Here is a 23,931-nt window from a genome sequence, read left to right on the forward strand (position 1 = left end):
GTCAGATCGACGTCTTCGGGAACACGATGACGTACAGCTGGCTCATCACCACGTTGACGATCATCATCAGCAGCACGGACTCCACCACCGCGGCATTCACCGAGTTGGCCACACCTGCCGGACCGCCGCGGGTGTCCAGGCCTTTGTGACAACTGATCACCGCCACGATCACGCCGAAGACGATGGCCTTCACCATGGCCAGCGCCAGGTCACCGACGGTCGAGAACGACGAGAACGTGGCGATGAACGAGCCCGGGGTGCCGTTCTGCAGGTAGACGTTGAACATGTAGCTGGCGAGGTAGCCCACGAAGCTGGTGACGCCGGTCAGCAGCACACCGATGAGGACCAGTGCGGCCAGCCGCGGCACGACGAGGCGCTGGATCGGCGACACCCCCATGACCTCCATGGCGGCGATCTCCTCACGCATGGTCCGCGACCCGAGGTCGGCGCAGACGGCAGAACCGACCGCCGTTGCCAACAGCAGCGAGGCGACCAGCGGCGCGCCCTGCCGGATGACCACCAGGCCGGTGGCCGCACCCGACAGCGATGACGCGCCGACCTGGCCGGCCAGCAGGGCGAACTGGATCGACAGTGTCACGCTGATCGGGATGGTCACCAGAACCGTTGGAGTGAAGGCAGTTCCGGCCATGAACGCGGCCTGATCCAGGAACTCGCGTACTTGGAACCGGCCCTTGACGATGTCGAAGAACAAATACTCCAGCGTCCGCAGCCCGAGCACGATCTGCCCGCCGGCAGTGCTCAGCGACGCGATCGGATGGTTCTGCAGATAACGCTTCACCCAGTCGATGGCCTCGGCGATGGCGCCCCACTTCGCCAATCCCCCGCGCTGTGCCTGATCGGTCATCGGCCTGCCGCTTCCTGGCCGGGCTGTGGCCACTCGGTGGCGATGCCACGGCACACCAGTTCGTTGCTTGCGAGGGTCTGCGCAAGCAACTCCTCACGGCTCGGCTTCTGGCCGTAGCGCAGGGCGATACCGAACGGGATGGCACAGATCGTTTGAGCGGTGGCGCGCACGTCGACATCGGCGCGGATGTAGCCCTGCTTGATGCCGTCCCGCAGCAGTGTCGCGAGCACGCGGGCACCGTCATCGAAAAGGCGCTGGAATTCCTCGGTCATCTGCTGATCGACGCCGGCCGCCTGCACCACGATCAACTGCATCAGGCGCGGCTCATCGGCCAGCAGTTCGCTGTAGGCCATGCCGATACCCAGTAGGTGATCGCGGAACTCAATGATGGACGTCAGCCGTCCCGGCGTCGTATCGCCGATCGCGGCGAGCACCCGGGCGTTCACCTGGCGCACGGCGTGGTCGACGATATCGCGTTTGTTCTCGAAGTACCGGTAGAACATCGAATGGCCGGACCCGAGGCGCTTGGCAATGTGACTGATCGAGGTCTGGTGATATCCCCGCTCGGCGAACTCGGCCAACGCTGCTTCGATGACTTCCTCGCGTACCAGTTCAGCCCGTTTCGCACGCTGACGTTCCGCCATGGTCGCGCGCGCCTCGCCTGTCACGCAGATCACAGTAGCGTATCTATTCCGGTTTGGGACACAGTCTTCGCGAAGCGGAATGAATTGTCTCGCGCGCAAGTGGCCATGCGATGCAGATTTGCTGGAAATTGCACAGAAGCGCTGTCGCAGCAGAGTAGGGCGGTCCTCGCAGCCAAGTGGCTGTTTCTGCAATTTCGCCGAATACCCACAGCTTCGGCGGTCGCCGTGGTAATCAGCCGGGCCGCACTATCCTGCCCCCATGGCAACGGACCGGATCACCGTCGACATCCGCAATGGCATCGCCTACGCAACACTCAACCGGGCAAACAAGATGAACAGCCTCGATCTACCGATGCTGGAGGCGCTCGCCACGGTCCCCGGCCAACTGGCGCGAGACCGTTCGGTGCGGGTCGTGATCCTGCACGGCGACGGACGCGCGTTCTGCACCGGACTGGACTTCGCCGGCGCCAAACTGCAGGGGTTCAGCGCCGTGCGCAACTTCGGCAAGGTGCCCGGGCAGAAGACCAACCTGTTCCAGAAAGCTTGCTGGGCGTGGCGCGAGTTGCCGGTGCCCGTGATCGCGGCGGTGCACGGCCACTGCTACGGCGGCGGACTGCAGGTGGCCCTGGCCGCGGACTTCCGCATCGCGACGCCGGACTGCAAGCTGTCGGTCATGGAAGCCCGGTGGGGCCTGATCCCGGACATGACGGGGTCGGTGACACTCCGCGAGCTACTGCCGATAGATGTGGCCAAGCGGCTGACCATGACCGCAGAGGTGTTCTCCGGGACCGAGGCCTTGGGCTATGGATTGGTCACATCGGTTGCCGACGACCCGATGCAGGCGGCAGAGGGGTTGGCCGCACAGCTCATCGAGCGGTCTCCCGATGCGTTGGCCGCCACCAAGAAACTGTTCGACTCGACGTGGACCTCGACGCCGCGGTCAGCGTTCTGGACCGAGTCGCTCTTGCAGCTGCGGCTGCTGCGCGGCCGCAATCACCGTTTGGCACGCAAGGCCGGTCGGGACGGCACGCCGGTTTGGGCGCCGCGATCACTGGACTGAAATCCGGACTTGCCGCCGGGCTCGGCCTTGGGGCCGGTCTTGGGCGTCAGGGCTTTCGTCAGACCTTTCGCCAGCCCGGGCAGCGGGCCCGGGAGCTGCGCGGACGTCTGCGACGGTGATGCGAGCGCAGTTTTCGGCTTCTTCGGCGGCGACTGCGACGTGGTGACAGCGGACGAGGTGGCAGCAGACGGGGTGATCGCCGCCGTGGTGACGGGCTTCGACGCTGCCAGCGGTGCAAAGGCACCCGGCGCCATGGCAGCGGCGCGCACTTTGTTGACCTCGGTGACGATAGTGTTCGCGATGACCGTTCCGGCCGCGGTCACGACCCCGACGGCGGTTTGGATCCCTGCCATGGCCGCGCGGAGCGGATTGCCGCTCTTGGCCAGTTCCTGTGCGACAGCGTCGGGCACATGGAACGCGCCGGCGAGGACGTCGTTGAAGGCCGGGAAGATCACCGCCGCAACCACATTGATGGTACCGATGACCGCGACCTGGAGTACGCCGTGCGGCATGACGGTCGGCACCGGGTTCGGTACGACAGGTGCGTTGAGCGCATCGAAGGTCTGCTGACGGAATTGCTGGAACGCGTCGAGAACTGCGCCCGGGCCACCCAGGAACGCCGGGGGGATGTTGAGCAGGCCGACAACACCGACCTCAAAGGCATTCAGGGCGCGCTGCGCGGGAATGGCCGCGTCGGCCTCGATGGCCTTGTCCATGGCCGCCGCGGTGGGCCCCGTCATCGACGCGCCGGCGATGCCGATGGCCTTGAGCAGGCCGTTCGCCGGCAGTGCCGCGAGGAACACTCCCGGCTCCTGCAATGTGGTCGTGACACCCGTCGTGACGGTCTGCGCCAGCAGCGGACAGATGATCGAACAGTAGATGCCCTGGTTGTTCACGAAGCTGGTGAGCAGCCCACCCGGTGGAACCGTGGCGGCCAAACGGATTTCGCGCGCGACAGTCGGCGGCGACGAATGCTCGACGGTCGGGGCGAGAGGCGCCAAAGGTGCGACGACCACCAAAGCGACGGTAGCGGCCGCGAGGTCCGTTGGCAGGCGTGCGGAAAGTTGCATCGTGATCCCCTTACACAGCGGTTGTGGGTACCACGAACTACCGAGCCGTTCGGTTCAATCGGCGCGGGAATCGATCTGCGCGGCCAGCGCACCAAGGCTGATGAGGAGATTCCGGGTCGGTGGCTGCGCGAGATCGGCGACCGTGCTGGTGTTCAGCGACGCGTAGAACGCCGCCTTGGCCTCTGCCAACGCCGCACGGAGCCGGCACGCCGATTGCAGTGGACAGTCCAGCCCACTGCAATCGACCAACTCGGTGTCGCCATCGTCTTCCAGCGACCGCACGATGTCGCCGAGTCGAGCGGTGCGGCCGGCCTCGGTGAGGGCCAGTCCGCCGCCCCGGCCCCGGTCGGCATCGAGCCAGCCGGATGCCGCCAGGTGCGCGCACGCTTTGGTCGCGTGCGTGTACGAGATCTGCATGTCCTCGGCGATCTGCCGCGTCGAAATCCGCTGCCGGCCGTCTTCAGCGGCGAGCCGGATCAAGATCCGCAGCCCGACGTCACTGAAACCGGTCAACCGCACATGACCACGCTATTTAATCGTCATTTCCGATGCAAATAAGCGTTCCGGGCGTGCGTGCGTCAGCTCACCAGATGCTTCTTCAGCTCCGTGCGAGCGAGGGCGTTCTTGTGTACCTCGTCCGGTCCGTCGGCAAAGCGCAGGGTGCGGATGCCCGCGTACATCGCGGCAAGCGGGAAGTCCTGCGACACCCCGCCGGCACCGTGCACCTGGATGGCCTTGTCCAGAATCCACTGCACGGTCAGCGGCGTGGCGATCTTGATGGACTGAATCTCGGTGTGCGCGCCGCGATTTCCCGCGGTGTCCATCAACCACGCGGTCTTGAGCACCAGCAGCCGCAACTGCTCCACCCGCACGCGGGACTCGGCGATCCAGTCCCGGATCACGCCCTGCTCGGCCAGCGGCTTGCCGAACGCGACACGGCTCGCGGCCCGCTGACACATCATCTCGATGGCACGCTCGGCGACACCGATGGCGCGCATGCAGTGGTGGATACGGCCCGGTCCCAGACGGGCCTGAGCGATCGCGAACCCGGCACCTTCCTCGCCGATCACATTCGACACCGGCACCCGCACATCGGTGAACCGCAGCTCCGCGTGTCCGCCGTGGTCGTGGTCGTCGTAGCCGAAAACCTCCATGCCGCGCAGCACCTCCAGCCCCGGGGCGTCCCGGGGCACCAGGATCTGCGACTGCTGACGGTGACGTTCTGCCGTCGGGTCGGTCTTGCCCATGACGATGAACACCGTGCAGTTCGGGTTCATCGCGCCGGTGATCCACCACTTACGACCGTTGATCACATATTCGTCGCCGTCACGGACGATCGACAACTCGACGTTGGTGGCATCGGAGCTGGCCACGTCGGGCTCGGTCATGGCGAAGGCAGAGCGAATCTCGCCGTCCAGCAACGGCTCGAGCCACCGGCGCTGCTGCTCCTCGGTGCCGAACTCATTGAGCACCTCCATGTTTCCGGTGTCCGGAGCTGCGCAGTTGAACACTGCAGGTGCCAATTGGATACTGCGGCCGGTGATTTCGGCCAACGGCGCGTACTGCAGGTTGGTCAGGCCCGCGCCCTTCTGCCCGGGAAGGAACAGATTCCACAACCCGCGACGCCGGGCTTCGGCGCGCAGCTCGGTGAGCACCGGCACGCTGTCCCACGCCCACCGGTTGTCCAGAGCATTGAGCTGCTCATGGAACGTCTTCTCTGCGGGATACACGTGACTGTCCATGAACGCCGTCAGTTCGGCGACCATTTCGTTGGTCTTGGCGTCGTAGGCGAATTCCATATCAGTGCTCCTTGAGTGCGTTGAGGCCGGCGTCCAGCAGGAAGTGCACGGCGTCACCGGCGAACGAGAACCCGTCGCCGACGGTCTGTCCGTTGACATAGCGGTAGTGGATGCCTTCGAAGATGCCCGCCATCTTGAAGAAGGCCAGGCCCAGGTAGAAGGCGAAATCGCCTAGGCTGCGGTCGATTCCGGCGCGGTACCTGTCGATGATCTCCTGTTCGCTCAGGAAGCCCGGCGCCTCGCTGACATCACTGACCGCTTGCGCGGCATCCGCGCCGGCGAGCCGGCCGTACGCCACCATCAGCGCCAGGTCGGTGAGCGAGTCGCCGATAGTGGCCAGTTCCCAGTCGATTACGGCAGCAGGCCGGTCATCGGAGTCGAAAAGCACGTTGTCCAAGCGGTAGTCACCGTGCACGATGCCAGGTGCCGAGTCGGCCGGGACCCGCCCTGCCAGAGCCTGATAGAGCTCTTCAATGGCCGGCAGATCCCGGGTGTAGGCGGCGGCAAACTGCTTGTGCCACCGGCCGACCTGGCGCCCGAGGAAGCCGTCGGGCCGGCCGAAGTCACCGAGCCCCACCGATGACGGATCGACGGAATGCACCGCGACCAGGGTGTCGACGAGCCGCTCCGAAATGAGCCGGGTGCGCTCGGCGCCGAGCGCCGCCAATTCGGTGGCGTGCCGGTACGGCATGCCGTCGATCTCGGCCATCACGTAGAACGGGGCGCCGAGGACGGATACGTCATCGCAGAAGCCGTACATGGCCGGTACCGGCACCGCCGTGGGCGCGAGCGCCGACATCATGCGATGTTCGCGGCCCATATCGTGTGCGGTGGCGAGCAGTTCACCCACTGGCGGGCGCCGGACGATCCATGACGAATCACCATCTGTGACACGGTAAGTCAGGTTGGACTTGCCCCCGGCAATCAGTGTCGCCGACAAGTCGGCACCGGAGCCGGGCACGGTCGACGACAGCCAGGTACCCAGCCGGTCCAAGTCCAGCCCGGGCAGCTCGACGTGCGTATCCGCAGCCATCAGACGCCACCACCCAGGAGCACGCCACCGTCGACGGTCAACGTCTGGCCGGTCATCCAGCCCGCGTCATCCGACAGCAGGAACGCAACCACCGAACCGATATCTTCGGGAATGCCGAGTCGTTTCAGCGGGTAGTTCGCGCTGACCTCGTCCTCGCGCCCCTCGTACAACGCGGTCGCGAAACGGGTCTTGACCACTGCCGGAGCGACGGCGTTGACGCGGATGTTCGGGCCCAGCTCGACGGCCAGTTCCTCGGTGAGGTGGATGAGCGCGGCCTTGGAGACGCCGTAGAAGGCGATGCCCGGGGCCGGTCGCAACCCGGCGATGGATGCGACGTTGACGATGGCGCCGCCATGTTCGGCCTGCCAGGCCCGGTTCACCTTCTGCACCCACGACAGCGCCGACAGCACGTTGACTTCGAGGATCTTGCGCGCGGCATCCATGTCGATGTCCATGAGCGGCCCGTACACCGGATTGATGCCGGTGTTGTTGACGAACAGGTCTGCGCTCCCGAAGGTTTCGATCGCCTTGGCCACGACCGCATCCTGATGTTCGCTGTCGTCGCCGCGGCCGGCCACCGCGAGGGCGACGGCCGGCCCGCCGAGTGATTCGACGGCGGTGTCGAGCGCGTCCTGCTTACGTGCGGTGATGACCACCTTGGCGCCTTCGTCGACCAAACGCTGGGCGATGGCGAATCCGATGCCACGACTGGCACCCGTGACGATTGCGGTCTTTCCTTCGAATCGCGTGCTCATGTCAACTTCCTCGTGGCGTTGGCGGTACCCGGCCCCAGGACATGGGACACATAGCCGAAGTGTGCCACAGTGGCACACAGGCGCGCAATGTCCCATAATGGGCGGATGTCCGGAGCAGATTCGACGTCGTCCGCCCCGCCCGCGCGACTGGGAACGGCCCTGAGCCGCCAGGCCGCGGTCGACGCGGCGACGCGGCTGTATCTCGCGGGCGAGCCGGTCGACATGTCGGCCCTGGCCACCGAACTCGGCATCGGCCGCTCGACCCTCTATCGACTGGTCGGCAACCGCGAAGACTTGCTGGCCACCGTGCTGGCCGAGGCCACCGAACGCACCTTCCGGCGCACTGTCGCCGATATGGCCGCAGAGGCCGGACCCGACGCCGAACCGGCCGGCGGCACCGAATACATCCTCAAGGTCATGGACCGCTTTCTGAACGCGGTCGTCGACGCGAAGCCGCTGCAAACCGTGTCGCACCGAGAGCCGTTGTTGATCGTGCGGCTCATGCTGCTGCCCGGACTCGTGGAGCAGACCGCAGGGCGACTGGTCGGCGAACTCCTCGACGCCGAGGTGGCCGCAGGCAGAATGGAATTACCGCTTCCCACAGCCACTTTCGGCCTGGCGCTCATCCGGATGTGCGACGCGCACCTCTACGCGCCGCTCCTCGGCGGCGGAGCACCCGAGATCGGTACCGCGCTCGACCTGGTGGCCGCGCTCCTGGGCCACAGTCGATCCGACGAGGACTGATCGTCCGCCTGTTGCGGCGGTCAGTTCGGTGTCGCGGCAGCCAGATTGTCGGCCACCTCAGCTTCCCAACTCTCGATGGAATGCGTGGTGTCGATCTCGAACTCGAAGCGGTCCGTCATATCCGGTGTGACGTCTTCGACGTCGACATAGAACTGCTCGTACCAACGGCGCTGCTGATACACCGGACCGTCTTCCTCGGTGAGCAGCGGATTGTCGATGCGGGCCTTGTGTTTCCAGATTTCGACGTCCTGCTCGAATCCGGTCTGCACTCCCTCGATGAAAGTCCGTGCAAGTTCGGCGTTTTCCGCTTCTGTCATACCCGGGAGCTTCTTGACGATGGCGCCGTACTGCAACACGAACGAGTTCGGGCTGACCGGATAGTGTGAATTGATCAGGATGGTCTCGACGGTCACGCCATTGGACACGCTGCGGAGCCGGTCGATCATGTACGACGGCCCGAAATACGAGGCCTCCGAATAGAGAATGGACGTCGGGTCGTGGAAAGTGCTGACGATCATGTCGTCCCGGGGCGTCGAATCCATCACCTGAGTGGCGACATGACCCTCGAAGATGTTCTTGAAGTTCCGGGGAAATGCGTAGTGCACGTAGAAGAAATGCGCCATGTCGACGTTGTTGTCGACGATCTCACGGCAGTGTGAGCCCTCGATCAACTGGATGTTCCAGGTCCACTCCGTCCAGGCGTCCGTGCCGTATCCCTCGATCTCAGGGATGTCGACCTCCGGCGGAGGGGTGTTGCCCTGCGGGTCATTCCAGACGAACAGCTGCCCGTTACGTTCCAGCGTGAGCCAGGAGCGGGTGCGCGCCAGCCGCGGTGTCCGCTTGGCATAAGGCACCAACGTGCACTTGCCGTCGCCGCCCCACCGCCAGTCGTGGAACGGGCACGCTATCGAGTCGCCCTTGACGCTGCCGTACGCGAGGTTGCCGCCCATGTGCCGGCAGTAGGCGTCGAGCACGTTGAGCCGGCCCTGGCTGTCCGCGAAGACCACCAATGACGTTCCGAAGGCGTCGATCTGATGGGGTACACCGTCGTTGAAGTCGCGGATGAGACCGAGGCAATGCCAGCCGCGGGCGAACCTGGTCGGGTTCTCCCCCGCCTCGATCTGCCGGATTTCCGTCGACTCCTGCTCAGCGACCGACATGTGCTCCTCCATCGTCATCTTGTTTGGCGCTCGACCAGTGCGGGCATCGGTGCAGTGAGGAGGCCGACGATCATCGCCACGATGTTGTCCCTCGCCTCGGCCTCACTCAGGGCGCCGCGTACCACGTCGCGATGCTCATCGACATGACGTTCGTGGTCGGCGAGCAGCGTGTACATGACCGAAGCCATGGCGGCCATACGTTGGCGCCGAAGCGCTTCGGGCAAGTGATCGAGTGCGCGCAGCAGCCGCGTGGTAAGGATTCGGGTGGCCGGCCATTGCTCGGCCGTGAGGGTGAGCTCGGCCATGACCGCATGATTGCGGACGCGTTCGAGGAATCGCGCGTAGTGGCTGGAGCCGTCGGAATACGGAGTATCGAACAGCGGCTCGACCAGGATGGTCACCAGCGCGGTGATGCTGTCGTCGGGCTCACCGGCGCTTTCATGCTCGGCCAGCAGCGCCAGCCGCGCCTGCTCCAGCGGTGCTTGCCGATGACCAATGATGGCCGTGATCAAGCCATCTCGCGATCCGAAGTGATAGTGGACAGCTGAATTGTTCCGCTGCCCCGCGGCCAACGCGACATCGCGCAGGGAGACTTCCGGGCCGAATTCGGCAATCAGGCGTTCACCGGCGAGAAGAAGCTGCGTGCGCGCATCGGGCCGACTCACAGGCGTCAGTCTATCCCGCGCGCTTCAGAACGCAATCGCTAACGCTTGACCAGTTAAGCATGAACGCTTATTTTGGGTTTGCGTCGACGCCCTGCGCAGTTCGCCTCCCGGAAGGACCACCATGACCGTCTCGTATGGATCGATCTGCCAAATCGCCTGGGTTACAGATGATGTCGAGGCAACCGAGCAGCTACTGAGCAAGCAGTTCGGGGTCGGCGCATGGGTACGGATGCTCGATATCGAATTCGGGCCGCAGACCTGCCGCGTGCACGGCAAACCCGCGGATTTCACCGCCCATATCTCGATGTCGTACTCCGGCGACATGCAATTGGAGCTGATCCAGCCGGTACGGGGCACCAGCATCTACACCGAGTTCCTGGATCGCAGCGGCCCGGGCCTGCACCACGTGTGCTTCGAGCCGAGTGATTTCGATGCAGCGGTGACGTCGGCGAAGGAGCAGGGACTCGCCATCGTGCAGCAGGGTGAGATGTCGGGTGGCATGATGCGTTTCGCCTACATCGACGGTGCGTCGGCCGGGGCGCCGTACATCGAACTCGGCGAGTTCAGTCCTGAGATTCGCGTGATGTTCGAGCACATCAAGAAGACTGCGGCAGGCGCCCGATGATTCCGGAAACAGCTTCCGCGCAGAGCATTTCGTCGTTCTCCGATGAGGTCGACGTCCTGGTGGTCGGGCTCGGGATGGCCGGCGGATGCGCGGCAGTGGAAGCTGCCGCGTCGGGTGCGCGAGTGTTGGTACTGGAACGCGCCGCGGTGGCCGGTGGTACGACTGCCATGGCCGGCGGGCACTTCTACCTGGGCGGCGGCACCGAGGTGCAGCAGGCCACCGGCCACCCCGACTCCGCCGCCGAGATGGCGGCGTACCTGACGGCGGTGTCGACAGAGCCTGCACCGGAACTGATCAACGCCTACTGCGAGGGCAGCGCCGAACATTTCCGATGGCTGGAAGCGCTGGGCTTCGAGTTCGAGCGCAGTTACTACCCGCACAAGGCTGTCATCCAACCGGAAAAGCAGGGCCTGATGTACACCGGCAATGAACAGGTGTGGCCGTTCCGCGAGCAGGCGGTGCCGGCGCCCCGGGGACACAAGGTTCCAGTGCCGGGCGATACCGGTGGCGCCAGTATGGTCGTCAACCTTCTCGTCGAGCGACTGGCCGACCTGGGGGTGGAAATCCGTTATGAGACCGGCGCCTGCGCGCTCATCGTCGAGGACGGCCGGATCGTCGGGGCCACCTGGAAGCACTTCGGTGAGACCGGCGCCGTGCGGGCGAAGTCCGTCGTGCTGACCACCGGCGGTTTCGTGATGAATCGGGAGATGCTGGCGCAGCATCTCCCCCTACTGGCCGATGAGCGCGTTTTCGCCTTGGGCAGCAGCTACGACGATGGCATCGGCATCCGCTTGGGCCAATCTGCCGGGGCGGCAACCAAGTACCTGGACCAGGCGTTCATAACCGCTCCGGTGTATCCGCCTGCCACACTCCTCACCGGCATCATCGTGAACCGTAACGGGGACCGGTTCGTCGCCGAAGACTCCTATCACGCACGGACATCCGCGTTCGTCCTCGAACAACCCGACAGCGCCGCGTACCTCGTCGTCGACTCACGACACGTCGAGATGCCCACCATGCCGTTGGTTCAGTTGATCGATGGTTGGGAAGACATCGCCGAGATGGAAACGGCACTCGGCATCCCCGCGGGCCGGCTGCAGTCTTCGCTCGACCGATACAACGCGAACGCGGCACGCGGCGAGGACCCCGACTTCCACAAGGCCGCAACATATTTGGAGCCACAGGACGTCGGGCCTTGGGCGGCATTCGATCTGAGCCTGGGCAAGGCGTTCTACAGCGGCTTCACCCTTGGGGGCCTGGCGATTTCGGTCGACGGCGAAGTTCTTCGCTACGACGGCAGCGCCATTGCCGGGCTTTATGCCGCCGGCGCCTGTGCCTCCACCATTGCGCAGGACGCCAAAGGGTACTCCAGTGGCACTCAGCTGGGTGCCGGCTCATTCTTCGGCCGGCGGGCTGGGCGCGCTGCTGCGGCAGCGGCAAGGTAATCCCGGTAGCGTTGACTGCACGATGACCGGATCAGCTGACCTCCCAACCGTCATGCCCGCCGCGTTCATCGGACACGGCAGTCCGATGAACGCCGTGGAACGCAACCGGTTCACAGCCGCCTGGACAGAGTTCGGTCAGTCGGTGCCCCGACCCCGGGTGATTCTTGTGATCAGTGCGCACTGGTACATCAACGCCACCGCGGTCACCGCCATGGCGCACCCGCGCACCATCCACGACTTCTACGGTTTTCCGCAGGAGTTGTTCGATGTGCAATACCCGGCGCCGGGACTTCCCGAACTGGCCGACGAGATCGCCGAGACCGTCAAACCGACCTGGGTAGGGACTGATCGGGACAGCTGGGGCATCGACCACGGCACGTGGTCCGTGTTGGTGCATGCCTTTCCCGACGCCACGATCCCGGTGGTGCAATTGTCGATCAATGCCGAGAAGCCACTGGAGGAACACGTCGCTCTCGGCGCGCAATTGGCCGAGCTGCGCAGCCGGGGCGTGCTGATCGTCGGCAGCGGCAACATCGTGCACAACCTGCGGGCCATGAATCCGCGGCTGCCTGACGGCGGATTCGATTGGGCCACAAGGTTTGACGATGCCGCGGCCGATCTGCTGACCGGTGCTCCCGACCGCATCACGCGGTTGCGCGACCATCCCGACTTCGCGGCCGCCGCGCCGACGCCGGATCATTTCATCCCGATGCTCTACCTCGCCGGGCTGTGTTCGGCGGCCGACACCACGGCGAGCGTGCTGGTCGACGGCTACACCTACGGGTCGCTGTCGATGACGTCCTACGTGGAGACGTGATCAGCGACGAAACCGTCACAGGTGCGCTGATGATATCGGGGCCGCCTCAGCAGGAAACGCGCTAGGCCAATCCGGGTACCGGTGACGACGACGTCGGTCCAGACACCGGCGGAACCGCGCTGGGCGGCTGCAGGCCGTAGCCCGCGGACGGGCCAGGTGGCGTGCCATATGTCTGCGGCGGGCCGGGCAGCGCGCCGTACCCCGGGGCTTGTGGGCCATAGCCGGGCAGCGTCCGAGTGGAGCCGGCAAGAAGCTTGGACGTCACGAAAGCCGCTGCCTCGTCGGTGTATTCGGGGACGTAGCCCTGCGTATGCCCACTCCAGGAGTTGCCCGAACCGGCGTGGCAGATCGGGTCGGCGGGATTACACAGGTCGATCGCTTTAGCGCTGAGCGGCGAATTCTGGGTCGGTGGCGCTCCGTCGGTGCGGTCGGCCTGGTTGCCGAAAGTAGCGATCGCCGCAATGTTTTTCATGTACTCCGGGGGCAGCGGACTACCCCAGTTGATACCGGAGAAGCCGGCGACGATGTTGACCACACTCGCGCCTTGCGAGTAGCCGCCCAAGACGATCTTGGTGTCGGGACAGGCGGACGCGGTGGATTTGATGTGCGCAATCGCGTCCTTGGCTCCCTCGCCACTGTGCCGCTGCGTGATGGTGGCTTTGTAGTCCACCGCGTAGGACCTGATGACCAAGCCGCTGGGCTGCTTGCGCAACGCGTCGACGAGAGCGTCACCGACCCGGCCCATGCCCGCCGGCTCATCGGTGCCGCGCGCGAAAATCACTTCAGCGTCGGGGCAGTCGTCGGCGGCAGCGACCGGAGCCGCGCTCGTGATGATGAGCGGGGCCGTGACCGTCAGCAGCGCCGCAGCGCCAGCAACGCCCGAGCTACGTACGTGGCGAAACAGCATTTCTGCATCTTACCTGCATTCAGAAAAGTATGACAAACCTCTGACCTGGCAATATGTGTTGCACAGCAATCAGCAATCAGCAATCAGCCAACGCGCACCGCTTCGGCGAGTTTCCGGCAAATCCTGCCGGACGTATGCCCAGGCTGGTCGCCGGGAGTCGGCAACGGACTAACTGTGCGGAATCAACGCCAGCACATACATCGCCACCACCGCCGGCGGTGCCAGCAGCGGTAACCACGGCAGATCGATATTCACTGCGGTGGCAATCACCCCGGCGAGCGTGAAGCCGAGCATGGCGATCAATGTCGGCCGCGTCATGGTCACCACGCCGGCTCCGGCGGCATACCGCAACAGCAAGTACGCGACGGCAGAAAGCCCCGACAGTGCTGCGAATACCGGCGGCGGGTCGGACACGGCCAGCGCCAACACGGTGAGCAGCACCGCACCGGTGGCAGCCGCCCGAACCAGAAGTCCGGCGCCCACCGCCGCCAACGCCACCATCGACACGGCGACGGCCGTGCCATGGGCTTGGACCCCGGCCGCCGCGACCATCAGTGCCCCGAATCCTGTCGACAAGGTGCGGGCGCCCGGCTGCCCCCACCCGGCAGCCGTATCGGCCGTCATCGCTTCACCGTCCCGCGGCGCACCGGCATCAACCGCAGCGCCTGATCGAGGGCGGCAGTCGACGGCCACGGCACCACGTCGACACCGACGATGCCCATGTCGCGGTACATCGCGTGTCGCTGCAGCGCCCACATGCGGGCCACGGTCGGCGGCTGATCGCCGTCGAACGGCGGCCCCTCCAGGACGTCGACAGCGACCACGGCGTGCCTGCGGCTCCGCAACTCAGTGAGCGCCAGTGCGAATGCAGTGTCGAGCAACGTCGAGAAGGCGAACACGACAGCGCCCGGCGGAACGGCCACGCGCGGCGCCAATGTCCCCGTGGTGACTTCGTATTCGCTCCCCACACCCAACGCGGCATCGAGCACCCGATAGAACTGGCGCTGACCGATGTCGGCACCGATCCACCGCGGGCGCGCGCTACCGAGCGCGACGATGCCGGCGCGGTCACCGTTTCGCAGCGCGCTCTGCACAACCTGGGCGGCACCGAGAACGACCCGCTCCAGCGCGGCCGTGGCTGGGCCGGGAGGCTGCATGCTGGTATCGATGAGGACGACCACGTCCGCGGCGCGGTGGGTCAAGCGTTCGGTGACATGCAGCCGGCCCCGGCGGGCGCTCACCGGCCAGTTGATGGTGCGGAGTTGATCGCCCGGCAGGTAGGCGCGGACGTCGGCGTACTCGACACCCGGACCGACGTGCCGGGTCAGGTGGGTGCCGAGCCGATCGGGCAATTCGATGTGCGGAATCGGCGTCGACTGGGGCGGGGCAACCGGAAAGACGAAGACTTCGGCGGCCTCCACGGTGCAGGTCCCTGCCAGTAGTCCCCCGCCGGCCAGTACGTCGACCCGCGCCTGGATCGGATACCTGCCCCAGCGCTCGGCCGATACCGCGACGGTCTTCAGCTGTGCGGAACTGCCCTCGAGGACCTTGACGTCCATTCCCGATTCGACCGACACCGCGACCTCGCACGCGATGGTTCGCGCGTCCGTCGTCGTCCACACCGACAGCTGTGTCTCATCGGTCTCGAAGCACCGGGTCAGAGCGGGCCGCCCGTGTACGTACACCTTGGCGGACGGCCGCTGCCAACTGATCGAGCACAGCACACCGAGCAGCGGCGCGGCGAAGGCCACGAGCTGCCACCGGCCGAGCACGGCCGCGGCGAGGGCGACGCCGGCACACGTCGCGATGGCCTTCGTGAGCGACGAGGCCCGCCAACGCAATTCAACTTCGCGTGGTTCGGTCGAATTCGTCACGACGGGCCGCCCCGGGTCCGCGGCACGGGCAGGCGGTGCAGCAGCTGCGCCACGATGTCCGACCCGTGGACGCTGCGCACCCACATCTCCGGTTTCAAACTGATTCGGTGCGAAATAACGGGAATGGCCAATGATTTGACGTCCTCGGGAATGACGTAGTCCCGGCCGAACAGTAGGGCACGCGCCCGCGCCAATTGAACGAGATCGAGCTCTGCCCGTGGGCTGGCGCCCACCACAACCTGGGGATGGCTGCGGCTGGCGGCCGCCAGGGACACCACATAGTGCAGGACGTCGTCGTGCACCGTCACCTGCTCGACCGACTCCCGCATGGCAAGCAGATCGTGCGCATCGACGATCTGGTTGACCGTCGGTTCGGCCGAACCGCGTTCCAAGCGGCGGCGCAGCATCACCGTCTCGTCGGCACCCGACAGGTACTTCAACTCGACCCTGACCGCGAACCTGTCGAGCTGTGCCTCCGGCAGCGGATAAGTGCCCTCGTACTCGATGGGGTTGTCCGTGGCGAGAACGATGAACGGCGAAGGCAGTCGGTGGGTTTCGCCGTCGATACTCACCTGGCTTTCCGCCATGGCCTCCAACAGCGCAGCCTGGGTCTTCGGCGGTGTCCGGTTGATCTCGTCGCCCAGCAGCAGGTTGGTGAAGATCGGCCCGCGCCGGAACTCGAACCGGCCGGATTGCATGTCGTAGATGGTCGAGCCCAGCAGATCAGCGGGAAGCAGGTCCGGGGTGAACTGCACGCGAGTGAACGACAGGCCCAATGCTCGGGCAAAAGACTTGGCTATCAACGTCTTCCCGAGACCGGGCAGGTCCTCGATGAGCACGTGACCGCCCGCGAGCACCGCGGTCAGAATGAGGGTCAGCGCCGCACGCTTGCCCACCACCACGCGTTCGATCTCGTCGAGCACCGCCTCGCAGTGGGCCGTCGTCAGCTCTGCCGGCATCGTCATGCGCGATCCGCCTTCGGCTTCTCGCTGGTCGTCATAACCGCTCCAATCGGTGCAGGATTTCATCGAGCGTGGCCCGGCCCGGCCCCGGCTCGTCGCGGCAGGACCGGCGGACGTCGTGCGGATCCACCCACTGCCACAACTGATCCCCGAAGACCATCCGGCCCGTCGCGCGCATCGCGGCCGGGTCCCTGGCCTGCTGCGGGCCGGTGGCCATGAAGAACTCTCGGGCCAGCGTGGGCCGCAGGTGCTGGTCCCAGTCCCCGCGGGTGGTGTCCGACCACTGGATCAGCGTCTCGGTGCGAACGACCCAGTCCCGCAGCGACTTCTCGGCGTCGTTCACGGCCGGCTCGGCGACTTTCGGTCCACGACCGGCCAGCCGGCGGCGTACTGCCAGCAACACGATCACCGCCATCGCGGCGGAGGCCCAGCCGACGGCGCGGCGATCGGTGAGCAGCAGTGTGACCAGCTCTGCTCCCACCACCAACGAAATCCCTATGAGCCCGACCCTTTTCATGTCAGGCTCCGGAGCTCGCCGAGCACCCGGAGCAGCGCATCCGCGGCAATCTCCCGATGACGTTCGGTCATGACGTGGGGGCTGAAGCGTGCCTCGGCGAACAAGGCGACGAGTTCGGTCGCACTGCCCGCGTGCAGAGCATGGTGCTCGACGGCCCGGGCCAGCACCTCGGAGGGCGTGTCGGAGTCCTGCGGTGCGGCGCCGGGAGCGTCCGCGAGGGCACGCTCCATCGCGGCGTAGCAGGCGATGATCGACTCGCGCGGACCGCGGCTGCGGTCGCCGATCTCGGCAAGGCCGAATTCTGCCGCCCGCGTGAGGGTTTCCGGTGTGGACTCACCGACTATCGATTCCTGGCGGTGAGCGACCGACGGCGGCGTTTCGGCAGCGCGCCGGCTTCTGCGGAGCATGACACCGCCGACAGCCCACAGCAACAGCATTGCCACGGTGGCAGCGAGGAGGTAGCCGAAGACGCTGGGTTCCCGTTGACGAGGCGGTATCGGTGGCGGCCTGGGTGACGATGGCGGCGGTGGTACCCCCGCCATCGGTGCGCTGTTCCGCGGGGGCACCGAGAAGAGCAGATCGGGCAGTTGCAGCAGATGCAGATGTGAGAACACGGCGAGAATCACCAGCCAGGCGAGGAGCGCTGCGACGCCGATCAGCAACAGACGGCGCACCGGCCTCCATTTGAGTTTGCCGTCGAACGAGCCCGACAGCGGAAAGGGTGCCGACGCACCGGCCGTCCTCGGGCGCCGGAGCGACGCGATGAAAGCAATCGCGACGATGACCACCGAGACGATCAGCAGGGTGTCCAGGCCAACCTGGCTCGCGGCGCTGTTGGCCGGCTTCTCAGGCTGGGGGTGATCGCTCCCAGGTAGGTGTCCGCGCAATGCCAGGGTACCGACGAACAGCAGTGCGATCAGCGCGACCACACGCCCCAACGCCTTGTCGATACCGTTCATCGGTACACCGCTCGATCGGTTGCCTGACCTCCATCGTGGCACGCGATGGCGTGTCCCGGAGCAATACGTCGAGAACAGAATTCGGACCTGAGGCCGGTGGGTCATGAGCCGCCGGGTAACAGTTCCACCGGGCCTTCTGCGCCTTGTTTACTTAGGTCAGCAGTGCCTGCGGCGCGGTCAACCGTCGGTTCGCTACGCCGGTCTCATTCGTTCGGCGAGTCTTGTTCCCGATACACCCGAGGGCCGGCCGGAGACAACACCGCCATCTCGCGTAACTAGCAGACGCACCCACGTCGAAACCAAACCCGCACGGCGACTGATCAGCGGCGAGAACGACGCGCTCAAGCAGCTCCCGTGGTGCCGTCTGATCACGAATTCCCGGATACGCATCCATGCTGGTACGTGAGCGCCGGCCCACAGTGAAATCACTCGCAATTCAACCCGTCGACTAATGTGTCGACGGGCGCCGCAGAATAGAGGACGACTGGCTTCCCACTGAGCGGTACAAGCCATTGACACCCAACGTTCACGTCGTTAGGTTCGCCGTGAATTGATCGGCCGACAGATCGATTATGTCGCAAGTTGTCGAAAACCCCAAACCATAGGCCAGGAGCCGTTATGACAACGCACGCAGAGCCCGATACATCTGCAATCAATACTTCTAAAACTCCATTCGCGGTCGAGGATCCCACCTCGATCAACGCAAAGCGTTACTACTCGCCCGAATTCGCGGCATGGGAGGACGAGAAACTCTGGAAGCATTGTTGGCAAATGGCCTGCAGGGAAGACCAGATACCAGAGCCCGGCGACTATATCGAATACGAGATTCGCGGCCGATCGATTCTTATCGTGCGGCAAGACGACTACTCCGTGAAAGCATTCTTCAACGCCTGCCTGCATCGAGCTACAGCACTCGGCGAGGGCACGGGAGAGTTCATGGGCGGACAAATAGTGTGCCCATATCACGGCTGGCGTTGGAGTATCGACGGAACGAATACCGAAGTATTCGCCGAGGGAGGATTCGAAAAACGTTGCCTTGAGCCAGAAAAACTACGTTTGCGCGAAGTCCGCACGGCAACGGCGCTAGGCATGATCTTCATCAACACCGACCCAAACGGCCCGTCGTTCGCCGACACCGTCGGACACGCCGTACCCGTCTTCGAGCGCATCGGCTGGGATCGGATGAAGGTCCGGTGGTGGAAGTACGCAATCCTTCCGGCCAATTGGAAGATCGCACAAGAGGCGTTCATGGAGTCGTATCATCTTCCCCAAGCGCACCCGTCGCTGAACATGGGGGCCACTGAGTACAACAACGCCACCACTTACGAAGTGCTGCCCGGCGGAAACGCACACATGATCGCCCCCACCCTCCCGCTTCCAGACGGAATGACACCGGCCGAGTACTTCCGCCGATATAACCAGGCCATGCATCACGATTTCGTGGCGTATCCTACTGATCGCGAGATGTTCATCCAGGCAGGACTTCAAAACAGAGACATCCCTGAAGAGAACTACGTCGAGGCATTCTTCTCAGAGCTCTACGCGTATGCGGAATCGGCCGGAATCCCGCTGCCACCACCAGAAACCGGTCTCTTCGCATTCGGCCACATCTTCCCCAACCTCACGCTGCTCAGTCAATACGGATCGGCAATCATGTATCGTTCGCGGCCGCTGGGCGATGGCACCGATCGTTGCTTGTACGAAGTCTGGGCACTTCAAATCCCAGCAGACGGTGACGATTCCGATCCACCCGAACTAGAAGGGCCGATGTCGATGGAGGATTGGCCGCGAATCCTGCAGGAAGACTTCGCAAATGTCATCGGACAGCAGAAAGGTGTGCGTTCAGAGGCACTTGACGGCCTCATCTTCTCCGAGACGCTGGAACCGATGATCACCAATCATCACCAAGAGCTCGACCGTTACCTCCGGGCGTACTGACGCCATGGACGAGACCTACACTGTCCGAGTCGAACCGAGCGGCATCGAGTTCGAAGTCGGCCGCAAAGAGACCGTGTTCTCCGCCGCCGCCCGTGCTGGACTGCATTGGCCGACAATATGTTACGGACAGGTGCGATGCACCGCATGCGCGTTGCGAATCATCGATGGCCGACCGAACACAGTTGAGCCGACCACGGCAGAGACCACGTTGCTGCGCCGGATGGCGGAGTCTGGCGGCCGTCGGAGGCCTCAACGTGAGCTCCGATTGGCTTGCCAGCTCAAACTCCGCGGGGACATCACCGTGCATAAGTCTGGCGTTCGTCCAGCCACCGACAGCACCCCGGTGGCAGCCGCAGACTCCATCTCCGCGGCGAAGCAATGACCACGTCGTCGGTACCTCGCGGTTTCAGCGTCTGCCAGGTCGCTGTCAGCACCTCCGATCTAGCGGGCAGCCTGCGGTTGCTAGACAACCTCTTTGGCTTCCACAACGCTGGTGGCAGCGCATTGTGGGGTCAGGCTATGCGCGTCACGGGACTCACCCCAGACGCGCGCGCGTTGGTTTGGTGGCTAGTCGGTGAGCAACCATTTTTTCAGCTAGAACTGTTCGAATACACCCACCCCGTTCCCGCCGATGTCGGAGCACATGCCGAGACCGGCCGCCATGGATGGGTGCGGATCGGAATTGCGATCTCCGACTTTAGCCGCGTCACGAATGGCCTGTCCGACTTCAACATCGAGCCACTGATTCCTGCCACGGGCCCCCAAGGATCGCGTTCACTGTCATTTCGGGAACCGTTCGGGGGTTTCGTGATCGAAGTCAACGAGGCTCTCGACACCGTCGGTCCACGGGTCCTATACGCGACGCAAATCGTCCATGATGTCGATCTCGCCGCACGTCTTCATGCCACCATCCTGGGTGGCGCGATCGAGCCACTCGAGTCGATCGCCGTCGATCGCCTAGCGCGCTGGCCCGCCGGGCAGGGCGAGCCAACTGGGTTTCTAGCCCGCTACGACGAATTCGCCATCGAAGTCCTGCAATACCCCGAAGGGCCAACCACATCGCCGCTACAGCGTCGAATCTACGATCACGGCATCATCAACCTCGCCCTTGGCACCCGTGACTTCTCGACCGCAGCGGATCTCATAGAGCGCCTCCAGGCCGACGGTCACGATGCCACCGAAGTGATCCAAAATGAGCAGATCGTCGGTACCTACTTCGTAGACCCCGGCTGTGAGTTCGAAATATTCTCGCTGCCTGAGGAATACGACAACCTGCTCGGATTTGGTGCGACGACGCCGTTTGTTGCAAACATGGGCTTCTGACATCGACACCCTGGCGGTGGCGCTACCGAGTCTCGCCTCCGGCGAAGTGCTACCCACGTCGTACGCACCGAGGAGCAGGAGAGACAGCAATGAGGCCCACGAATGATTACGACGTCATCGTCGTCGGATTCGGTGCAGCTGGTGCGTGTACCGCGATTGCCGCAGCGGAAAGAGGCGCAAGAGTACTCATCGTCGATCGCGCCCTTGGCGGCGGCGCCTCGGCGCTATCCGGTGGAATCATCTATGCCGGTGGCGGCACCGCCTACCAACGAGCCGCCGGCTACGACGATAGCCCCGACAACATGTTCAACTACCTCCGCCAAGAGGTCAATGGTGTGGTGGACGACGACACCCTCCGGCAATTCTGTGACGGCAGCGTAGAGCGACTAGCCTGGCTGGAACGACACGGCGCCCGCTTCGGTTCGTCACTGTGCCACTACAAGACGTCATACCCAACCGACAGTCACTACCTGTACTTCTCCGGTAACGAGAAGGCCCACCCATACAACCGCTACGCCGTTCCGGCGCCACGGGGCCACCGCCAAATCGCCAAGGGGATGCGCTCAGGTGCCGTACTGTGGCAAGCTCTGCGCACCTCAGCGCTGCGCCTTGGCGTGACCTTCATGCCGATGACGCGCGTAGAGGAACTCGTGATCGAGGGTGACCAGGTCCGCGGAATTCGAGGCCGTACCCTAAGCGGCGCACGTTCACGGGCCGCCGCCCAGTTCCGCTATGGGACCGCTGCCGGCGCGAAGCTGACCAATTGGGTGCCGCCCGTTGGCCGCCGCTTCAACGCCAGCGCGGATGCAGTATGGCAATCGAATGCCCAACCCATCGCGGTCACAGCCAACGCTGTGGTCCTGGCGGCCGGTGGGTTCATCTTCAACAACGACATGCTTCGGCGCCATGCGCCCGACTATGCTCTGGTGTCGCCGCTCGGAACTGTGGGCGACGATGGAATGGGTATCTTGTTGGGGGTCAACGCCGGTGGATCAACCGCACACCTCAGCCGGGTTACCGCATGGCGATTCATCTCACCCCCATCAGCAATGACTGAAGGCATCACCGTTGGCGTCAGCGGCGAACGCATTGCCAACGAAGACCTCTACGGCGCCACCCACGCAGACATCATGATTCGAAAATTCGGCGGCAAGGGCTTCCTGGTCCTGGACCATCCAACCTGGATACGCGCACGGCGACAGCTGCGCACTCAGACCCAGCTGTTCCAGAAAGCCACCATGGCCCCGGCATTCACCGTGGCTCATCGCACCGCGTCTACCGTTTCGGCGCTTGCCGACAAGCTAGGAGTGTCACCATCAGGATTGATCGCAACCGTTGCGGCCTACAACGATGCGATCGCCTGTGGCACTGCCGATCCCGCGCACAAGGCCCCCGAGCTCTGCACACCTCTGCTAAATCCCCCTTTTCACGGCGTTGACATCTCGCTGCGGGCCGCGCCAACCGACTTCATGCCTGGACTGACCCTTGGCGGCCTTGTGGTCGAATCGGCTTCCGGCCAGGTGCTGCGCGAAAATGGCGCTCCCATCCCGGGTCTTTACGCGGTCGGACGCACTGCCGTTGGCGTGTGCTCGAATTCGTATGTCAGCGGACTGTCGCTCGCCGACTGCGTCTTTTCAGGTGGCCGCGCCGGCGAACACGCCGCGCGCGCGGTCAGCCGCAAGCGGCCGCTGTAGACGCCGACGCTCGGGCGGGCGTCGCCTGCTTCCTAAATGCCGGCAGGACCCGTTCGAAGAACAATTCGACGCTAGGCCATGCGATATCGGGGTCGATGCCGGCCAGCAGCGGCGTCAGCATGATCGGCTGCCCGACAGAGTCCAACTGATTCATCAGCGCGACGCATTCGTCCACTGTGACCACTTTGTACAACCCACTTGCACGCGCGGCCGCCAAATCAGCTACTGGCACGAACGGCGTACGCAGATCACCTACGACGGCCTCGGTGGACCATTTCCCGTAGCTGTTGAGATCGTGGAATACGTGCGGGCCCAGCTGGTCCCACGCTTTCTCCGGATCGTCCGATACGTGCACAAACAACGCCGTCGGTACGTTCAGAATCGCACCCGGCTCGCGCCCCAAGGCTCGGCATTCCGCCCGGTACAACTCTCGAATCTGGGCATCAGGCACCAACGGGAAAAACCCGTCGGCAAAGCGGGCCGCGCGCCGAGCCGACGCCGCTACTCCTCCAGCAACGTAGAACGGCGGCCGAGGAGATTGCACCGCGCGCGGCGTTACCGTGAACTCGCACTCACCGACGCGAATATTCTCGCCGGCCAACGCCGCGGCAATCAACGGGATGCCCTCGTCGAGGAGCATCGCGCGCTGCCTTAAAGTGCGGCCGAACATAGCAAACTCGCGCGCAACGTATCCGGCTCCGACCACAAGATCGACGCGACCGTTGCTGATCTGGTCCAGCACTAATGTCTGTTCAGCCACCGATACCGGGTGGTGTAACGGCAGGATCACCACGGCCAGTCGAATCCGAGCCTGCCGCGAGCGCGCCGCAACCGCACCGGCAAGCACCGTGGGTGCCGGACAGTAACCGTCGTCGGAGCCATGGTGCTCTGTCAGCAAGATGACGTCGACTCCATGCCGGTCCGCATAGTCAGCCATCTCCAGCGCCGCGTGATACAAGTGCGGCATCGGTGCTCCGAATGACGGGCCGCGCATATCGAACCTAATGATCGACTCCACAGTGGTGGCTCCTTTCAGGTCAGCAATCAGTGTTGACGGTGCTAGGAGTCATTCCCC

The 23,931-nt window shown here is 64.5% G+C and carries 25 protein-coding genes; 9 read left to right on the forward strand and 16 right to left on the reverse strand.

Annotated elements, in window-relative coordinates; genetic code table 11:
- Nucleotide 1: 1 nt before the first annotated feature.
- Nucleotides 2–865: an MlaE family ABC transporter permease gene (locus tag AC3WTE_RS07370; protein WP_492436686.1), complete on the reverse strand. Its 864-nt coding sequence runs from the start codon at nt 863–865 to the stop codon at nt 2–4.
- Nucleotides 862–1,509 carry a TetR/AcrR family transcriptional regulator gene (locus AC3WTE_RS07375; protein ID WP_492436838.1) on the reverse strand — a complete coding sequence of 216 codons (648 nt, stop codon included), beginning with the start codon at nt 1,507–1,509 and terminating at the stop codon, nt 862–864. The genes AC3WTE_RS07370 and AC3WTE_RS07375 overlap by 4 nt, the downstream gene beginning before the upstream one ends.
- A gap of 259 nt (nt 1,510–1,768) precedes the next feature.
- Between AC3WTE_RS07375 and AC3WTE_RS07380 the strand changes: the two genes are divergently transcribed.
- A complete protein-coding gene (locus AC3WTE_RS07380) occupies nt 1,769–2,569 on the forward strand; it encodes a crotonase/enoyl-CoA hydratase family protein (RefSeq protein WP_492436687.1) in 801 nt (266 codons plus the stop codon).
- Here AC3WTE_RS07380 and AC3WTE_RS07385 read toward each other — a convergent pair.
- From AC3WTE_RS07385 to AC3WTE_RS07405, 5 genes are read right to left on the reverse strand one after another with little or no spacing between them, the layout of a single operon-like run.
- Complete coding sequence (locus AC3WTE_RS07385; protein ID WP_492436688.1) at nt 2,503–3,639, reverse strand: hypothetical protein; 1,137 nt, start codon at nt 3,637–3,639, stop codon at nt 2,503–2,505. The two genes, AC3WTE_RS07380 and AC3WTE_RS07385, sit on opposite strands and share 67 nt — an antisense overlap.
- Before the next feature lie 54 nt (nt 3,640–3,693).
- Nucleotides 3,694–4,158, reverse strand: coding sequence for an RrF2 family transcriptional regulator (locus AC3WTE_RS07390; RefSeq protein ID WP_492436689.1), 465 nt, complete (start codon nt 4,156–4,158; stop codon nt 3,694–3,696).
- A 59-nt stretch (nt 4,159–4,217) separates the two neighbouring features.
- Entirely contained in the window at nt 4,218–5,438 is a 1,221-nt protein-coding gene (locus AC3WTE_RS07395) for an acyl-CoA dehydrogenase family protein (protein WP_492436690.1), read from the reverse strand.
- A gap of 1 nt (nt 5,439) precedes the next feature.
- Entirely contained in the window at nt 5,440–6,471 is a 1,032-nt protein-coding gene (locus AC3WTE_RS07400) for a phosphotransferase family protein (protein ID WP_492436691.1), read from the reverse strand.
- Nucleotides 6,471–7,226: an SDR family oxidoreductase gene (locus tag AC3WTE_RS07405; RefSeq protein ID WP_492436692.1), complete on the reverse strand. Its 756-nt coding sequence runs from the start codon at nt 7,224–7,226 to the stop codon at nt 6,471–6,473. Before AC3WTE_RS07405 ends, AC3WTE_RS07400 begins: the two co-directional genes overlap by 1 nt.
- Before the next feature lie 105 nt (nt 7,227–7,331).
- Here AC3WTE_RS07405 and AC3WTE_RS07410 point away from each other — a divergent pair, with 105 nt between their 5' ends.
- Nucleotides 7,332–7,970: a TetR/AcrR family transcriptional regulator gene (locus AC3WTE_RS07410; protein ID WP_492436693.1), complete on the forward strand. Its 639-nt coding sequence runs from the start codon at nt 7,332–7,334 to the stop codon at nt 7,968–7,970.
- A gap of 20 nt (nt 7,971–7,990) precedes the next feature.
- Here AC3WTE_RS07410 and AC3WTE_RS07415 read toward each other — a convergent pair whose 3' ends face one another.
- Both AC3WTE_RS07415 and AC3WTE_RS07420 read right to left on the reverse strand, forming a co-directional pair.
- A complete protein-coding gene (locus tag AC3WTE_RS07415) occupies nt 7,991–9,130 on the reverse strand; it encodes a 3-ketosteroid-9-alpha-monooxygenase, oxygenase component (RefSeq protein ID WP_492436694.1) in 1,140 nt (379 codons plus the stop codon).
- Between the two features lie 14 nt (nt 9,131–9,144).
- Nucleotides 9,145–9,795, reverse strand: coding sequence for a TetR family transcriptional regulator (locus AC3WTE_RS07420; protein ID WP_492436695.1), 651 nt, complete (start codon nt 9,793–9,795; stop codon nt 9,145–9,147).
- A gap of 121 nt (nt 9,796–9,916) precedes the next feature.
- On the opposite strand from AC3WTE_RS07420, the gene AC3WTE_RS07425 reads away from it, so the two are divergent.
- Genes AC3WTE_RS07425 through ygiD form a run of 3 tightly spaced genes read left to right on the forward strand, consistent with a single transcriptional unit; the run spans nt 9,917 to nt 12,682 of the window.
- Nucleotides 9,917–10,420 (forward strand): VOC family protein, encoded by a 504-nt coding sequence (locus AC3WTE_RS07425; protein ID WP_492436696.1) that lies wholly within the window; start codon nt 9,917–9,919, stop codon nt 10,418–10,420.
- Complete coding sequence (locus AC3WTE_RS07430) at nt 10,417–11,865, forward strand: FAD-binding protein (RefSeq protein WP_492436697.1); 1,449 nt, start codon at nt 10,417–10,419, stop codon at nt 11,863–11,865. The genes AC3WTE_RS07425 and AC3WTE_RS07430 overlap by 4 nt, the downstream gene beginning before the upstream one ends.
- A gap of 52 nt (nt 11,866–11,917) precedes the next feature.
- Nucleotides 11,918–12,682 (forward strand): 4,5-DOPA-extradiol-dioxygenase, encoded by a 765-nt coding sequence (gene ygiD / locus AC3WTE_RS07435; protein ID WP_492436839.1) that lies wholly within the window; start codon nt 11,918–11,920, stop codon nt 12,680–12,682.
- A 61-nt stretch (nt 12,683–12,743) separates the two neighbouring features.
- On the opposite strand, the gene AC3WTE_RS07440 is transcribed toward ygiD, so the two are convergent.
- The 6 genes from AC3WTE_RS07440 to AC3WTE_RS07465 all read right to left on the reverse strand — a co-directional run bounded on the left by AC3WTE_RS07440 (nt 12,744) and on the right by AC3WTE_RS07465 (nt 17,892).
- Nucleotides 12,744–13,589 (reverse strand): cutinase family protein, encoded by an 846-nt coding sequence (locus AC3WTE_RS07440; protein ID WP_492436698.1) that lies wholly within the window; start codon nt 13,587–13,589, stop codon nt 12,744–12,746.
- 168 nt (nt 13,590–13,757) lie between these two features.
- The gene (locus AC3WTE_RS07445) at nt 13,758–14,213 is read right to left on the reverse strand and encodes a hypothetical protein (protein ID WP_492436699.1); all 456 of its coding nucleotides are present in this window, start codon (nt 14,211–14,213) and stop codon (nt 13,758–13,760) included.
- Nucleotides 14,210–15,463 carry a DUF58 domain-containing protein gene (locus tag AC3WTE_RS07450; protein WP_492436700.1) on the reverse strand — a complete coding sequence of 418 codons (1,254 nt, stop codon included), beginning with the start codon at nt 15,461–15,463 and terminating at the stop codon, nt 14,210–14,212. The genes AC3WTE_RS07445 and AC3WTE_RS07450 overlap by 4 nt, the downstream gene beginning before the upstream one ends.
- The gene (locus tag AC3WTE_RS07455) at nt 15,460–16,428 is read right to left on the reverse strand and encodes an AAA family ATPase (RefSeq protein ID WP_492436701.1); all 969 of its coding nucleotides are present in this window, start codon (nt 16,426–16,428) and stop codon (nt 15,460–15,462) included. Before AC3WTE_RS07455 ends, AC3WTE_RS07450 begins: the two co-directional genes overlap by 4 nt.
- Nucleotides 16,429–16,459: 31 nt before the next feature.
- Complete coding sequence (locus AC3WTE_RS07460) at nt 16,460–16,942, reverse strand: hypothetical protein (protein ID WP_492436702.1); 483 nt, start codon at nt 16,940–16,942, stop codon at nt 16,460–16,462.
- A complete protein-coding gene (locus AC3WTE_RS07465; protein ID WP_492436841.1) occupies nt 16,939–17,892 on the reverse strand; it encodes a DUF4129 domain-containing protein in 954 nt (317 codons plus the stop codon). The genes AC3WTE_RS07460 and AC3WTE_RS07465 overlap by 4 nt, the downstream gene beginning before the upstream one ends.
- A gap of 627 nt (nt 17,893–18,519) precedes the next feature.
- Here AC3WTE_RS07465 and AC3WTE_RS07470 point away from each other — a divergent pair.
- The 4 genes from AC3WTE_RS07470 (at nt 18,520) to AC3WTE_RS07485 (ending at nt 22,856) form a co-directional block, all read left to right on the forward strand.
- Nucleotides 18,520–19,839 carry an aromatic ring-hydroxylating oxygenase subunit alpha gene (locus AC3WTE_RS07470; RefSeq protein WP_492436703.1) on the forward strand — a complete coding sequence of 440 codons (1,320 nt, stop codon included), beginning with the start codon at nt 18,520–18,522 and terminating at the stop codon, nt 19,837–19,839.
- A 4-nt stretch (nt 19,840–19,843) separates the two neighbouring features.
- Complete coding sequence (locus AC3WTE_RS07475) at nt 19,844–20,221, forward strand: 2Fe-2S iron-sulfur cluster-binding protein (RefSeq protein WP_492436704.1); 378 nt, start codon at nt 19,844–19,846, stop codon at nt 20,219–20,221.
- Nucleotides 20,218–21,162 (forward strand): VOC family protein, encoded by a 945-nt coding sequence (locus AC3WTE_RS07480; protein ID WP_492436705.1) that lies wholly within the window; start codon nt 20,218–20,220, stop codon nt 21,160–21,162. The genes AC3WTE_RS07475 and AC3WTE_RS07480 overlap by 4 nt, the downstream gene beginning before the upstream one ends.
- A gap of 89 nt (nt 21,163–21,251) precedes the next feature.
- Nucleotides 21,252–22,856, forward strand: coding sequence for an FAD-binding protein (locus AC3WTE_RS07485; protein ID WP_492436706.1), 1,605 nt, complete (start codon nt 21,252–21,254; stop codon nt 22,854–22,856).
- Here AC3WTE_RS07485 and AC3WTE_RS07490 read toward each other — a convergent pair.
- The gene (locus AC3WTE_RS07490; protein WP_492436707.1) at nt 22,834–23,874 is read right to left on the reverse strand and encodes an LLM class flavin-dependent oxidoreductase; all 1,041 of its coding nucleotides are present in this window, start codon (nt 23,872–23,874) and stop codon (nt 22,834–22,836) included. The genes AC3WTE_RS07485 and AC3WTE_RS07490 overlap by 23 nt on opposite strands.
- Nucleotides 23,875–23,931 lie beyond the last annotated feature (57 nt).

Source organism: Mycobacterium sp. FW102-FHT13B02 (assembly GCF_058790275.1).

Coding starts and splice junctions, on each gene's coding strand:
- AC3WTE_RS07395 (WP_492436690.1), bottom strand. CDS start 5,438: ATGGAATTCGCCTACGACGCCAAGACCAACGAAATGGTCGCCGAACTG.
- AC3WTE_RS07415 (WP_492436694.1), bottom strand. CDS start 9,130: ATGTCGGTCGCTGAGCAGGAGTCGACGGAAATCCGGCAGATCGAGGCG.
- AC3WTE_RS07470 (WP_492436703.1), top strand. CDS start 18,520: ATGACAACGCACGCAGAGCCCGATACATCTGCAATCAATACTTCTAAA.
- AC3WTE_RS07385 (WP_492436688.1), bottom strand. CDS start 3,639: ATGCAACTTTCCGCACGCCTGCCAACGGACCTCGCGGCCGCTACCGTC.
- AC3WTE_RS07400 (WP_492436691.1), bottom strand. CDS start 6,471: ATGGCTGCGGATACGCACGTCGAGCTGCCCGGGCTGGACTTGGACCGG.
- AC3WTE_RS07455 (WP_492436701.1), bottom strand. CDS start 16,428: ATGACGATGCCGGCAGAGCTGACGACGGCCCACTGCGAGGCGGTGCTC.
- AC3WTE_RS07460 (WP_492436702.1), bottom strand. CDS start 16,942: ATGAAAAGGGTCGGGCTCATAGGGATTTCGTTGGTGGTGGGAGCAGAG.
- AC3WTE_RS07475 (WP_492436704.1), top strand. CDS start 19,844: ATGGACGAGACCTACACTGTCCGAGTCGAACCGAGCGGCATCGAGTTC.
- AC3WTE_RS07445 (WP_492436699.1), bottom strand. CDS start 14,213: ATGACGGCCGATACGGCTGCCGGGTGGGGGCAGCCGGGCGCCCGCACC.
- AC3WTE_RS07370 (WP_492436686.1), bottom strand. CDS start 865: ATGACCGATCAGGCACAGCGCGGGGGATTGGCGAAGTGGGGCGCCATC.
- AC3WTE_RS07480 (WP_492436705.1), top strand. CDS start 20,218: ATGACCACGTCGTCGGTACCTCGCGGTTTCAGCGTCTGCCAGGTCGCT.
- AC3WTE_RS07485 (WP_492436706.1), top strand. CDS start 21,252: ATGAGGCCCACGAATGATTACGACGTCATCGTCGTCGGATTCGGTGCA.
- ygiD (WP_492436839.1), top strand. CDS start 11,918: ATGCCCGCCGCGTTCATCGGACACGGCAGTCCGATGAACGCCGTGGAA.
- AC3WTE_RS07380 (WP_492436687.1), top strand. CDS start 1,769: ATGGCAACGGACCGGATCACCGTCGACATCCGCAATGGCATCGCCTAC.
- AC3WTE_RS07375 (WP_492436838.1), bottom strand. CDS start 1,509: ATGGCGGAACGTCAGCGTGCGAAACGGGCTGAACTGGTACGCGAGGAA.
- AC3WTE_RS07405 (WP_492436692.1), bottom strand. CDS start 7,226: ATGAGCACGCGATTCGAAGGAAAGACCGCAATCGTCACGGGTGCCAGT.
- AC3WTE_RS07410 (WP_492436693.1), top strand. CDS start 7,332: ATGTCCGGAGCAGATTCGACGTCGTCCGCCCCGCCCGCGCGACTGGGA.
- AC3WTE_RS07440 (WP_492436698.1), bottom strand. CDS start 13,589: ATGCTGTTTCGCCACGTACGTAGCTCGGGCGTTGCTGGCGCTGCGGCG.
- AC3WTE_RS07425 (WP_492436696.1), top strand. CDS start 9,917: ATGACCGTCTCGTATGGATCGATCTGCCAAATCGCCTGGGTTACAGAT.
- AC3WTE_RS07430 (WP_492436697.1), top strand. CDS start 10,417: ATGATTCCGGAAACAGCTTCCGCGCAGAGCATTTCGTCGTTCTCCGAT.